Genomic DNA, 13,028 nt, shown 5'->3' with positions numbered 1-13,028 from the left:
GCGTCATGCTATCGGCGGCGCCTCTGAAGATGGTGTCTTCGGGACGGTTACGCCGTAAGGTTGCCGTCTCTCCTGTACCCGGGAGAGGATCTCTGAGAGCACCTCCTCGTCGGTCGGGAGACCCGAAGAGAGAACCTTCTTCATCCGGATCGGGACGGAGTCCATCCGGTAGCCCGTTCCCTCGCAGTCGATGCCTACGCACGCGACCGGGATATGGAGATCCGCAAAGGAGGTGCTGAGCGAGACGAACGGATCGATGACGATGGTCGGGATCGTCGCGAGGTGCTCGTTGCACCTCCTCGGCAGGTGTGCCCCGGGGTCGGCGCCGATGATGAGGCATGCATCGGCCTCGCCCCGGCGGAGCAGATCGACCGCCGTCGTCTCGCCGGGGTTGTAATACGGTGTGCCGCGCGAGAAATCGACGCCGTAGGGGTAGCCCGTGAGGTACGAAAACGTCTGGTTGGTGCCGTTGACGTTCCAGTGTCCCCGCATGGGAGTCAGGGTGAACTTCGTATGCCGGTTGAGTTCGTCGACGAGCTGGATGGCGTTCCTGACGTTTTTGTACCTGCCCGGAGACTGCGTCAGGCCTATCCCCGTGAAGAGCGCCCCGAACCGGGTGTTCCTGCAGAGGTCGGCGAGCCAGATCAGCCTCTCCCGCGGGACGCCTCCGACGGTTGCAGGAAGGATGTCCGCGTGACCCCTGAGGATTGCCCGGAGCGCTGAAAACACGGCGTAATCCGCGCCCGGCTTGACCCGTATGAACTCGTCGGCAATCTTCGCGGTATCGGTCTCCCTGATGTCCACGACGACGAGAGTCCGGTCGTGGTGCCCGTTGTCCCGGTACTTCCCGTTGACGAACGTCGTATACCGGGAGAGGTGGCGCGGGTGCGACTCGATGGGGTTCGAGCCCCAGTAGATCACGACGTCGGCCCGGTTCTTCACCGCACCGAGCGTGCATCCCGGGTGGCCCGCCTCCTGGATGCCCATGATCGACGGCCCGTGGCAGATCGACGAACAGTTGTCGATGACGCCCCCGATCGCTTCGGCGATATGGATGCCGATGCACTGCGCCTCCGCGGACGTCCCGCTCCACCCAAAAAGGAGCGGCCGTTCGGCGTCGGCGAGCACCTCCACGGTACGCCGGATCGCCTCCCGAAAGCCGATCGCTCTCCAGGCACCTCCATCGTTCGAGATCGGGTGCGTGAGACGGCTCTGCGACAGGAACTTCTCTGAGCCCAGCGAGCATGCGTTATCGACCGATCTGACGGCCCCGCCCCCGACCTTCACGACGAGGTCGTCGCAGAGGCACCCGCAGAGCGGGCAGACAACGTCGCGGATGGTCACGAGATCCCCGTCTTCCCCGCCGACGGGCGCCGGCACCGGAGGGCATGCGGCACCGCCTTCCTCGATGAGGATATCCCAGCCCGATCGCGGGGGCCTCCGGGTCAGGGTCACCGTCCCTTCCAGCCATTTGTAATCCGGAGCACCGGTTCCCCGCGTGGTCGCGTGCAGGATTGCATTTGCGTGCGGCCCGCAGGGGATGAATACGGTTCCCGAGACGAGATCGTCGCAGGGTGTGGCGCTGAACACCTCTTCTCCCGTGCCCGTCGAGAGGAGAAGATAGTCGCCTGCCGCGGCCCCGAGTTCCAGGAGATCGAACGGGTTGACGAAACAGCGTGCCGTTTCATCGGAATATGCGGGCATGTCTTTGTAGTAGAGTTTTCTGCCCTGGGCGATCGTCCTCCCGCTCGTGATGAGAACGTCCATAGAAATTCAATCAGACCTCCGCGCGGATAAGGGTTATGAAAATATGTTTACTTTCCGGTAATGGTAACGGCATGATGGTTATGGGCCGCGGCCCACCGGCACCCGGGCAGGTCCGGTTGCGTTCACGTGCCCGTCCGCCGCCCGCATGCTGCATGCGGATGCCGGTTAGAGCCCGGGTCCCGCACAGGATCTCTTCAAAAACAGCGTTAAAGTTGGTCGGGCAGGGCCGGCGACGCCGATCCTGCCCGGCTTCCATGGCGTCTTCAGAGGCACCCGGGTGGCGTTTACCCAGTGTTACCCGGTGCGTTCCCTCATCTTCTCCCGGGTGCCCTGTGGATTCATTACGTTGATGCTTGGAGAGAACTTCAGGGCGCGATCGTTACTTCGTCGGCCTCTCAACAGCGGGAGATGGTGCTCTGGTATTCCAGTTTCTCGCTCGCATTCCGTCGATCTCATGATGCACCGCAAGCGCGGTGGCATCATACTGTCAATATAAGCCGAAACTATTTAACATTATGCATTTGTTGAGTGTATTTGATTAACTTGTTCGTGGGGTAACCGCCCCCGGAGGGTGCCGGGGTCTGGAAGCGTTCCCTGCCAACCTTCAGAGTTCCGAAACGCTCTTGCTCGCACTGCATAACCGGACCGCCGCTCTTCCCGTACGGTGTGCAGTACCCGCGAGGCCGCCTCTTCGTCGGTCGGTAGCGCGGTGCCGGGAACCTTCTGCAGCCGGATGGGATGGAGGTTCGCAGATGCGGTGCCGATCGGACCGTGCAGCACCGGCAGGTCACATCACCGCAGTCTGTGCCGCCGCCTCTTTCTCCCGCTGGAATGTCTCGGTGAGTCCAAAGAGGTTGTCTTTGCTGAGGTGCTGCTCCGCCAGGGCGAAGACTCTCTGCTCCTCCGTTGTGAAGTGCGCCTCCACATCCTCCCTCAGTTCACGGAGCCCCGGCAACCAGGCGCCGTCCCGGAGCGGGATTCTCTCGAAGCGTGCAAGCGTCGCACGAACCTCGTTATGTTCGTCGAGCGACCGCCGTATCTCCTCCGGAACCCTGTCCCGGAGATGCGCATACAATGTAACCTCCTCCGCGTGCATGTGCCCCGGCAGTTCCCGGCGCAACGTGATGCACCGGACGTCCCGGGTCTCGGGATTGCTCTCGAGTTCATCGAAGAGCGCCCTGATGAGATCGTGATCCTCCCGGATCAGTTCAAGAACCTGCGGCATACGCGTCCTCCGTCCGGGGGAGAATAGGGGAAGAGGAACTTAACGGTTTCGCCCGGCCGATCCCGACCAAAAAAGAGAGGTGCCGACACCTTCGCCCGGTCGCTCAGCGTGCCGCCATCGGCATCGCGCTCTTCTTTGCCTCTTCGTAACTGCTGCCGAGACTCGAGAGATCGCTGCTGCTCATCTTCTGTTGCATCTCGGGGAAGATATGCTCCTCCTCCTCGCTGATATGGTGCTGCACGTTCTCCTGGATCACCGTTATCTTCGCCACCCAGACGTCCTCCTCCGACGTGGATGCGCTGTCGAGCTGGGATAAGAGCGTCTTGACCGCGTTGTGCTCCTCAATAGACTCGAGGGCCATCTCCTTCATCCCCGAGTCCATGAGTTTCGGGTATACGGCCTGCTCCTCCCCGATCATGTGCGGTATGAGGTTCTCCTTCATGGTGGTGTACTTCTGCTCCCGGTTGCTCGTGCCCGTGCTTGAGAGTTCCGAGAGCTGCGAGAGCACCATCTCGTGCTCCTGCTTCAGGATGTCGATAACGTTCTGTGCCATCGAGTCACTTCCCCCCGCTCTTGCAGGGAAGCCATGAGGGGCGAGGCGGGTATATATACGTTATGCGGAGTTCCGTCCCGCGGCCTGTCCGCTCTTTCCGACAGCGATCCCTCCGGCTGGATGGCGTATCGTGCCGATACCCGGCGGAGGCTCCCGGATATCCATAAATGCTGCAGGCGCATAGGACTGTACATGTCGAACGAGGACCGGGACAGCCCGGCTCCCGGAACGAAGCTCCGGCGCGAACTCGGCCTTCCTGCGGTCACCCTCTCGGGCGTCGGGATCATCCTCGGGGCCGGGATCTATGCCCTGCTCGGGGAAGCGGCCTGCATGGCCGGAAACGCCGTCTGGCTGACCTTCGCCGTCGCCGCCGCCATCGCCGGCTTCAGCGCGCTCGGTTACGCCGAACTCTCGTCGATGTACCCCCGTGCGAGCGCCGAGTTCGAGTACGTCAGAAACGCCTTCGGGAGGAGGCTTGCGTTCGTCGTCGGGTGGCTGATCACCTTCTCCGGCATCCTCGGGGCCGCGACCGTCTCGCTCGGGTTCTCCGGCTACTTCTCGGATCTCTTCGGCTTCCCGGCACTCCCCTCCGCCGTCCTGCTCCTCCTCGTCCTTGCCGGGATCCTCCTCTACGGTATCAGGGAGACCGCCCGGGCCGCCATCGCCATGACCCTCATCGAGGTCGGGGGAATCGTCATGGTCATCCTGATCGGCCTCCCGTATCTTGGACGGGTAGACTACTTCGAGATGCCCTTCGGGGTTTCGGGTCTCCTGCAGGCTTCCGCACTCGTCTTCTTCGCCTACATGGGGTTTGAGGAGATCGTGAAACTCTCGGAGGAGACCAGAAATCCGGAACAAACCATCCCCCTCGCCCTGATGATCGCGCTTGCCATCTCCGTCGTCCTCTATATCCTGGTCTCCCTCGCCGCCGTCTCGGTCGTCGGGTGGGAGCAGCTCGCTGCGTCGAGGGCGCCCTTCGCCGACGTCGCATCGGTCGCCCTCGGCCCTGCGGCGTTCACCGTCATCTCCGTCATCGCTCTCTTCGCCACGGCAAACACCGCCCTCCTGATGATGATGGCGTCGTCCCGGATCATCTACGGGATGGCATCCTCCTCCTCGCTCCCGGCAGCTCTCGCCCGGGTGCACCCCCGGACACGGACGCCGTGGACGGCCATCGTCGCCGTTCTGCTTGCCTCCATCGCGTTCCTCTTTGCCGGCGAGATCGACTTCGTTGCAAGCATCACGAACTTCACGCTCTTCGTGACGTTCGCCGTCATCAACGCGTCCGTGATCCTGCTCCGCTACCGTGCGCCGGACGCTCTCCGGCCGTTCCGGATACCGGGCAGCATCGGCAGGCTCCCGGTCATCCCGGCCGTCGGCATCGTCTCGACCCTCCTTCTCCTCATCCAGCTGGAGTCTCTGGTGCTGATGGTCGGCGGGGTCATGGTCGTCATCGGTGCGCTGATTGCCCTGACCGGCGAGTAGGGGCCGTACGGAGCTAAACGTGAGTTCCCCGTAGGGGAGAGCATGAGAAGAACGATGGGCCGGAGGGCTCCGCAACAATCTGATCTCGCGGGAAGGCAGGTTGATGGGTGCCCGTGCTCACCCGCCGAATTAACCCGCTCGTTCCTCGTCTGCCCGGTAGCGCTCGATGGGCCCGACCGCTTCCAGTCTCCCGTCCGAGAGGACGGATATGGCGCCGTGGCCGCACGCGACCAGGCACCGGCGGCCGGCCGGGGCGAGTTCCTCGTCCAGGTCCCGGATCAGTTCAAGCAGCGCCTTCCTCTCCCGGCGTGCGCAGTCGCTGTCGACGTTGACCGAGGTCACCAGGAAGTCGGCGAGCGAGTTGTAGCGTTTCCGCGCCTCGTCGAGGCTGCCGAAGTTGATCAGCGTGTCGGCGGTGAAGATGATCCCGTGCGTGGGGCAGAAGAAGTAGACCTGGCCGTGCATATGCCCGCCGAGGGATTCGAGAACCTCGAACTCGAGGTCGTGAACCGTAAAGCGTGCGAGGACGGGAAAGATCGAGCGCATGCCGAGCCTCTCCGCCGGGAAGACCTCGGGGTCGTTCGGGGGGGTGAAGTGTGAGAAGAGGTTGATGACGGTCGTGTAGACCTCTTCGAGGATCGAGGACTCGCTGCGCGATCCGTATGCCCGGTTTGCCCGCCGGATGATCTCGAGCGACCCGGTGTGCGTATACGCTTTCGCACTAAAAAGCCCCCCCGCCCCGCAGTGGTCGGCATCGGCATGGGTGATATAGATCCTCCGGATATCCCCGAGATCCCCGAGCCCGTAGTGCCGGAACATCCGGACGGCGTCCTCGTGGTAGATCCCGTATCCGGTATCGATCATCACCGTCTCGTCCGGGGCGCGGAGCAGGAAGATGTTCCCACCGCCCGGCATCTGGAAGCAGAAGACCTCGACGTCGTCGGCGAGGCCGATGCGCTGGACCTCCGCGTAGAACCGGTCGCCGGTGGTGTCCCGGAGCGTCCGGCCCGTGAGCAGGATGGACTCGAAGACCTCTCTCGGGTCCTGGCCGAGACTGTTGAGTTCCTGGACGATGTGGTTGACGTCCTGGAGGAGCGAGAGCAGGAACTCGTCCTCAGCCGTCCCGATCAGCCCCCGCACCGCCTGGGCGAACCGGACGTAGAAGACGGTGTCGTCGAGTTTCTCGCCGGTGGTGTCGTACTCCAGGATCTCAAGCCGATAACGGGACTTCAGCCGGTCGAGCAGGCTCTCGACGATCGCGGTCTCCTCGACGTTCAGGCTGATGGTGACTCTCCCGGGGTCCGGCCTCCGGTCGTCGAAGTCGATGTAGGCGATGTTCGCCCCCGCCCCGGTGACGTAGGTGAGGAGTTCGAAGAGGGAGCCGGGTTCGTGGGGGAGGTATACGGAGAGTTTGAGGAACCCGAGCTTGGGGAGCGACTCCTGGAGGTAGCCGAGCGCGTGGAGGTCTCTCTTCATCAGGGAGTAACTCTCCGGTTCTGCGGCTACCTCAAAAAAGACCGTGGCGGGATCGATCCTGCGGTCGTACTGGATGCGGATGATGTTGCCCGCATAAGATTTGACGATCTCGGCCGCGCGATGCAGCGCGCCCGGTTTGTCGGGCATTCTGGCGACAAAAGAGTATTTATTCACCCGGTTCACCTTATGATTTATAGAGGTGAGCGGCCGTCCTATAAGCACTTTTTTGTGCGGTCCGAGGAACCCGGTTCGACAAAAGAAGAATGGTGGGTTCTGCGATCCGGGTTATCGGCCTCTGCGCCGCGAGACGGCGACGACCGCCAGGGCCCCGAGGCAGAGGGCGGCAGAGAACCCGGGCGCCTCCTGCGGCGTCAGAGCCTCGGCGGCGGCGACGCCGGCCGCGGAAGTTGTCTTCATGGCGGCGGCCGGTGTCGCTTCTGGGAAGGCCGGTTCGAGCTCTTTCATCACGGTCGGCGGGAGCCGGGAGGTGAACGCGAAGTAGTAGACGTTCCGGTTATCCGAGCCGATCACCAGGTAGTCGGCCGAGGATGAGAGCGCAATCCCGGTGACGGCGCAGTTCTTCCCGTCGAGGCTCTTCATCCTGCCGTACTGCCAGGTCCTGAGCCCGGCGCCGTTCATCAGGTAGGCGTACCCGCCGTCCGTACCGACGCCGAGCGCGGAGCCGTCGGCGTCGAAGTGGACCGCGTTCGCCGCGCTCTCTGCCGTCCATACGGTACCTCCTTTCCCTTCGCCGTCCAGCATGACGACCGTGCCGCCGGCGGTTCCGGCGCCGATAACGGCTCCGTCACCCGTCATCGAGACGCTGTGAACGGCGGCCCCTGTACCATGCGTCCAGAGCACGTTGCTTTCGGCGTCCAGGAGACGGGTCGTGCCGTTCTCGGTACCGGCGGCCACGAGCATACCCCCCGAGCCTACCGCCACGGTGTTGACCGCGCCTCCAAGCGAAACGCTCCAGAGGACGCTTCCCCGGTTGTCGGTGACGAGGAGGTCGCCCGCGCCGGTCCCTGCGGCACAGCAGTCTCCGTCCGGGGAGATCGCGGCCCCAAGAACCTTACTTCCGGCGTCCACTGTCCAGACGACGCTGCCGCCCGCGTCAAGCACCATGAGCAGGTCCCCGGTTCCCGCCGCGATGCCGTTCCCGTCGTCGGCGATCCCGACCGCGCTGACCGGATCGTCGCCCGGCACCGTCCAGAGCGTGGTGCCGCTGCTGTTTAAGAGGGTGACGTTCCCGTCGGCGGTTCCGACAACCACGACGGCCCCGTCGGCACGTATATCGACCGCCGTTACGGCGGCCGGAAACCTGGATGTCCAGAGCAGGACGGGGGCGGATGACCCGCCACCGGATCCGGAGGAGCCGCTCGATGTCGTCCCACCTCCGCTGTCGGCGTTAAGATAGAGTTTCGTCCCGACCAGAAACCTGTCCTCTGATGTGACATTCTCAAGACTATACGCCTGCCCCATCCCGCAGATGAGGCAGAGTGTGATGAAGCATGCAAGGATCCCTTCGATCCTCCGGTGCCCGGGCGGTTTGGGGCGCTTTATGAGACTGCTATGGGCTATTTGAGTTGGATAGCACCTGATCCGGGTCATGGTGTGCAGTGATACGGAATAGGTGTATATATACCTATCTTACCCCGGCATCGGGCCACATGCCCACTTTATTCATACGCCGTTATCACGATCCCCCGTTTTTCCCGGAAGGCCTGCACATTGCATCTCGTATCGCAAGAAGAGGGGGCTGCATGCATCCCGCCGGTGAAAAACGGTGTGACGGCCGGTCACGCCGCTGCGATCTTTAGGTGCACCGCCTGCGCCCAGGCGCGGACGGCCCCCCAGTCGCGGAAGTCCCCGGTCGTTGCCCGGATCATCTTGACGATGGTGCGGTCGGTGAAGGAGAGGCCGCTGCTCTCCAGTCTGCCCGGGAAGATACCGACCTCCACCGGGTTGACGAGCAGCCTGACCGAGTCCATCGATGCCTCCGCTTTCCTGAGGATCTCGGGGCTTCTGTCCGTGACCGTGAGGCCCACGGCGAAGTAGGCGACCGGGATGGTGCGCAGGCGCTGCTGGTTTCTCTCGATGAATACCTGGGGTTCCGGGAGCCATTTCCCCATGTATATCGGGCTCCCGATGACGGCGGCCCGATAGGGGGAGAGATCCCCGACTTCGTCCACCGGCCTGACATCGACATCGACGCCCGCTTTACGGAGTTCGTCGCCGATCGCTTCCGCCACTTCTGCGGTAGAGCCGTAGCGGGTGGCGTAGGCAACAAGAATCCTCTCTGCCATGAGTAGTTACTTCGTGTTCGACCGGTCTTATTCGTTGCGGGCCGGGTTATCTTCTTATGGGTTGATCCCCCCCTTAGGTTCGATGGCGACTAGAGATGAGGATGCCGAACATTGGTATCACAGAGGTCAGGCTCTCTGCACCACCGGATGTTTCACCGATGCGGTCGTCTGTTACGATAAGGCACTTGAACTCTCTCCCGACGATCCCGTCCTCTGGAGGAGAAAGGGTTTTGCGCTCATCAAGGCCGGCCGCTACGACGAGGCGGTTGCCTGTTTTGATAAGGCGCTCGCCGTAGATCCCGACGATGCGACGGCATGGCAGCGGAAGGGCTACGCTCTCGCGCACCTCGGGGAGCACGACAGCGCGGTCGCCTGCTGTGATCGGGCGCTCAGTCTTGACCCGGAGCACATCCTCGCCTGGCAGAGCCGGGGCTGGGTGCTCGGGGTGATGTGCCGCTACGACGAGGCGTTGGAGTGTTACGAGGCGGTTCTCTCGATCGACCCGGAACGGGGGTCGGCGGCCTGGCACCGGGACCGGATGCGGGAGAGGCGGGGTCTCGCGGCGCTCGAAGCAGAGATCCGGGAGGCCGGGCGGGTCGTCGAGGTGCCGGCCTGCATCCGCGACGTCGCCCGGGAGCGCGACTACGGCAACGTGGATCTCGCACGGGCGGTGCTCCGGGAACTGGTCGGGCGGGCGGAGAGGGCGGCGATTCAGCGCCGGTGAGTGCGGGTGGTTTGCCCTGGAGTCTATCTTTTATCTATCTCGTGCTCTTCGAAGGCCTTCGGTCTTCTCAAGTTCCGGACATCCCGCCCGTCGCACTTAGCGTGAGGCATCGTTACTGTCCCTGTACCCCTCCTCGCGCAAAGGCGCGAATCATCCTATTCGGCCCGCAACGCCTCGATCGGGTCGAGGTTCGACGCCCGCCACGCCGGGTAGACCCCGGTAATGATGCAGATCGCGGCGCCGACGGCCATAGCCATCGGGACGTAGACGACGCTCCCGGGCGCAAAGAAGTACTCGGCGGTGCCGACCATGCCAAGCACGACGATATAGCCGATGACGATGCTCGCAATGGCACCGATGACCGCTCCGACGAGCCCGAGGATCCCTGCCTCGTAGATGAACATCCGCAGGATCTCGGTTCGCTGCGTCCCGATGGAGCGGAGGATCCCGATCTCACGTACCCGCTCGTTCACCGACATCATCATGACGTTGAAGATCGAGACCGCGGCAACGAGGAGCGAGATCCCGGCAATCGCCATCACGAACGTCGTCATCGTGGAGACCGTCGAGGTGATGCTCTCCATCATGCGGCTGCTGTCCTGGACGGTGACCGTATCCTCTTTCCTGTTGAGTTCGTCTTCGATCGCCTCCGTGACCGCATCGATATCGTTTAAGTCGTTCACGACGACGTTGACCTGGTCGTACTCACTTTCGCCGCCGTAGATGCCGGTGAAGAGTTTCTGGGTGCCGACGATCGCCATATCCGTGGAGAGATCCATCGACATGCCGCGCTCCTCGAGGATGCCGACGACCCGGACAGTCGCGGTGGACCCATCGTCGGGGTCGCCGATATCGATCTTGCTCCCTATCTTGAGGTCGAGCCGTTCTGCAAGCGTCGGCCCGACCACCACCGAGGTCGTGCTCTTGGGGTACTCTCCCGTCTCGACGGTGAGGATCCCGCGGATGATCTCCGCATCAAGGCCGTAGATGGTCGCTCTTCCTTCTTTCGACCCGACCTCGATCCGGTCGGATTCCGACATGACGGTGTAGGTGGTCCCGTACTTCGCGACGATGCGCTGAATTGTCTTGAACTCTTTTTCCGTGATCGCATCGTCGTCGGAGGAGCCACCGTTGCCTCCACCGCCTGGTCCTCCCATCATGCCACCCCCGCCTCCGCGGTATGCGGTGACGGTAAGTTTGTTCGCCATATCGGAGAGTTCCTCCGTGACCGAGAGCGTCATGTTCGCCCCCATCATGCCGATCGAGGCGATGGCGACGACGCCGATCACGATACCGAGGGCGGCGAGGACCGATCTGAGGAAATGGAGCCTGACGCTCCGTATCGAGAGCGCGAAGATGATGTCGTTTCCGATCATGCGACCATCCCGTCCCGTATCGTGATCGTCCTGTCCGCGTACCCGGCGGTCTCCGGGTTATGGGTCACCATGACGATTGTCCGGCCCCTGCCGTGGAGACCCGCGAGGATTTCCATGATCTGGAGGCTCGTTTGCGAGTCCAGGTTACCGGTCGGCTCGTCGCAGAGGAGGATGGCTGGGTCGTTGACGAGCGCCCGGGCGATCGCGATCCGTTGCTGCTGGCCTCCCGAGAGTTCGCTTGGCTTATGTGCCGAGAGGTTTTCGTCGATCCCGACCTGGGCGAGGAGATCCCTCACCCGCCCGGTGTCGTCGTTCTTCCTGTGCTTCATGATATAGGGGTATTCGACGTTCTCGTAGGCGGAAAGAAGGGGGATGAGGTTGAACTTCTGGAAGATGTAGCCGATGGAGGTGAGCCGGAGGCTGGTCAACTCCCGGTCGTCCATCTCCCTGGTGTTCTTCCCGGCGAGAAAGAGGTCGCCCGACGTAGGACGATCGAGGCACCCGATCTGGTTGAGGAGGGTTGATTTGCCCGACCCCGACGGCCCCATGATGGCAACGAACTCTCCCTCGTCGATCCGGAGGGATATCCCTCTTAACGCCTTGACGTCGCCCGAAGGGAGGGGGTAGACCTTTTTGACGTCGTCGAGTTCGATAACCGGACTGATCATCTGTCTTCCCCCGGGTTACTTGCGGAGCCGGTCACGGATCTTCCCTAAGTAACCCTTCCGCCATGCGGCGACGACAGCCACGCCTCCGATGATCACGAGGAGGATCTCCGCTACCGGGATCTGCGAAAACCCGCTGCCGAACGATCCGAACATACCCATGCCCCCTCTTCCACCCTGCGGGCCGCCGGTCATGCCGGATGGCATCTGGTTGCCGGTGCCGGTCTGCGGCGCTTGTCCTGCGGAGGAGAGGGAGACGGTCACGGTCTCGCTGAAGGTCTTACCGTTCTCGTCTTTGTACTGGACGAGGAGTGGGATGGAGGACGCGCCCTCGGCGCTGCACGTGACCTCGAAGCTCGAGAAGTCGTCCGGTTCCAGTCCGCCGACGACGTAGACCGGGTAGGGGTCGGTCGGGGTCGCCGGGTCATCAACGGTGATCTTGACAGAGTACGCATCTTTCAGGCCGGCGTTGGTCACGTCGCCGGTCAGCGTGATCGCGCCGCCGCTCTGCGACACCTCGATGTTATTGACCACCATGTCCGGTTCGACCGTTCTCTGACCGATCTCGATAGGAACGGTCAGGATGGCGTGGTGCTCGTTGATCCCGTTCCGGTAGGAGACATCGAAGGTGAGTTCGGTCGACTGCGATGCCAGGATCCGGAACGAGGCGTTCTTCTCATCGTCCGGCGAGAGGGCGCCGAGGAAGACGGCCGTCTGGGTACTCTTGACGCCTTCGCCGGTCGGGGTGACGGTTACGCCGTTCACGCTGTTCTCACGGGGGTTTCCGACGGAGAGAACGATGGTGTCTTCGCTGTTTGCCGGGTAGGTCTCCGGGGCGTCGACGACGTTGACCTGAATCTCGGTGCTCTCAACCGTCACCGGAATGGAGTAGCGGACGCTCCCGCTGTCCCGGAGGTCCAGGTAGAAGACCGGGTAGTAGATGCCGTCCGCGGTATCGGCCCGCACGGTGAACGTGAACGACATGGTGTTCCCGGGGCCGATGATGCCCACCGAATCGTAGGTCTTGTCGTTGACGACGGCAATCCCGTTGGGATAGAGTTCAGCCCTGCTGATGGCAACGCCTGTCCCCCCGGTGTTCTTGATATCGACCGTCACCGTGCCCATATCCCCGCGCATGAGCGTCTCGGGATTGACGGTGACCCCGGTGACCGCGATCTGTTCCTCCGCCGACGCATTGGCCGCCGCCGCAGCACCCACGATTGTCGAGAGAAGGAGGAGCAGGATGCAGAGGTTACGCATCATCCGCTCTGCCTCCGGGCATGGGAGTTCCCGTACGGTATCGGTGCTGCTCTGGTATCGTTCTGGCAGGTTTCATGGTCTTCTCACTCACTTTTGATATGCTGCTCTGATGTCGCGCCCTTCTCGGAATCTGCGGGAAGGACTGCCGGACAATGTAAGGTACATTTTACATATTGTTATTTATAACCTAC

General features: G+C 62.8%; 11 protein-coding genes. 2 read left to right on the top strand and 9 right to left on the bottom strand.

The features are described from left to right. Positions 1 to 3: 3 nt before the first annotated feature. From L21_RS00750 to L21_RS00740, 3 genes are all read right to left on the bottom strand, one after another. Positions 4 to 1,767, bottom strand: a complete 1,764-nt coding sequence (locus L21_RS00750) for a formylmethanofuran dehydrogenase subunit B (protein ID WP_083608675.1) — start codon at positions 1,765 to 1,767, stop codon at positions 4 to 6. 787 nt (positions 1,768 to 2,554) lie between these two features. Continuing rightward, positions 2,555 to 2,992: a hemerythrin domain-containing protein gene (locus L21_RS00745; RefSeq protein ID WP_074368595.1), complete on the bottom strand. Its 438-nt coding sequence runs from the start codon at positions 2,990 to 2,992 to the stop codon at positions 2,555 to 2,557. Positions 2,993 to 3,095: 103 nt separating this feature from the next. Continuing rightward, entirely contained in the window at positions 3,096 to 3,545 is a 450-nt protein-coding gene (locus tag L21_RS00740; protein ID WP_074368594.1) for a hemerythrin domain-containing protein, read from the bottom strand. Positions 3,546 to 3,737: 192 nt separating this feature from the next. Here L21_RS00740 and L21_RS00735 point away from each other — a divergent pair, with 192 nt between their 5' ends. After that, positions 3,738 to 5,030, top strand: a complete 1,293-nt coding sequence (locus tag L21_RS00735) for an APC family permease (protein WP_074368593.1) — start codon at positions 3,738 to 3,740, stop codon at positions 5,028 to 5,030. A gap of 129 nt (positions 5,031 to 5,159) precedes the next feature. On the opposite strand, the gene L21_RS00730 is transcribed toward L21_RS00735, so the two are convergent. The 3 genes from L21_RS00730 to L21_RS00720 all read right to left on the bottom strand — a co-directional run bounded on the left by L21_RS00730 (position 5,160) and on the right by L21_RS00720 (position 8,812). Continuing rightward, positions 5,160 to 6,680, bottom strand: coding sequence for an MBL fold metallo-hydrolase (locus tag L21_RS00730; RefSeq protein WP_074368677.1), 1,521 nt, complete (start codon positions 6,678 to 6,680; stop codon positions 5,160 to 5,162). A gap of 111 nt (positions 6,681 to 6,791) precedes the next feature. Further along, positions 6,792 to 8,117: a WD40 repeat domain-containing protein gene (locus L21_RS00725; RefSeq protein ID WP_074368592.1), complete on the bottom strand. Its 1,326-nt coding sequence runs from the start codon at positions 8,115 to 8,117 to the stop codon at positions 6,792 to 6,794. A 188-nt stretch (positions 8,118 to 8,305) separates the two neighbouring features. Beyond that, positions 8,306 to 8,812, bottom strand: a complete 507-nt coding sequence (locus L21_RS00720; RefSeq protein WP_074368591.1) for a flavodoxin domain-containing protein — start codon at positions 8,810 to 8,812, stop codon at positions 8,306 to 8,308. Positions 8,813 to 8,894: 82 nt separating this feature from the next. On the opposite strand from L21_RS00720, the gene L21_RS00715 reads away from it, so the two are divergent. Continuing rightward, complete coding sequence (locus L21_RS00715; RefSeq protein ID WP_074368590.1) at positions 8,895 to 9,536, top strand: tetratricopeptide repeat protein; 642 nt, start codon at positions 8,895 to 8,897, stop codon at positions 9,534 to 9,536. 155 nt (positions 9,537 to 9,691) lie between these two features. Here L21_RS00715 and L21_RS00710 read toward each other — a convergent pair whose 3' ends face one another. The 3 genes from L21_RS00710 to L21_RS00700 are packed head-to-tail and all read right to left on the bottom strand — an operon-like array spanning position 9,692 to position 12,840. Continuing rightward, the gene (locus tag L21_RS00710; RefSeq protein WP_074368589.1) at positions 9,692 to 10,912 is read right to left on the bottom strand and encodes an ABC transporter permease; all 1,221 of its coding nucleotides are present in this window, start codon (positions 10,910 to 10,912) and stop codon (positions 9,692 to 9,694) included. Further along, entirely contained in the window at positions 10,909 to 11,580 is a 672-nt protein-coding gene (locus tag L21_RS00705) for an ABC transporter ATP-binding protein (RefSeq protein WP_074368588.1), read from the bottom strand. Before L21_RS00705 ends, L21_RS00710 begins: the two co-directional genes overlap by 4 nt. Positions 11,581 to 11,595: 15 nt before the next feature. Then, complete coding sequence (locus tag L21_RS00700) at positions 11,596 to 12,840, bottom strand: COG1361 S-layer family protein (RefSeq protein WP_074368587.1); 1,245 nt, start codon at positions 12,838 to 12,840, stop codon at positions 11,596 to 11,598. Between the last annotated feature and the right edge of the window lie 188 nt (positions 12,841 to 13,028).

The sequence above is a fragment of the Methanoculleus chikugoensis genome (assembly GCF_900095385.1).
Taxonomy (GTDB): domain Archaea; phylum Halobacteriota; class Methanomicrobia; order Methanomicrobiales; family Methanoculleaceae; genus Methanoculleus; species Methanoculleus chikugoensis_A.
The sequence above is the reverse complement of the archived record's forward strand: the minus strand, read 5'-3'. Positions and strand labels throughout refer to the sequence as shown.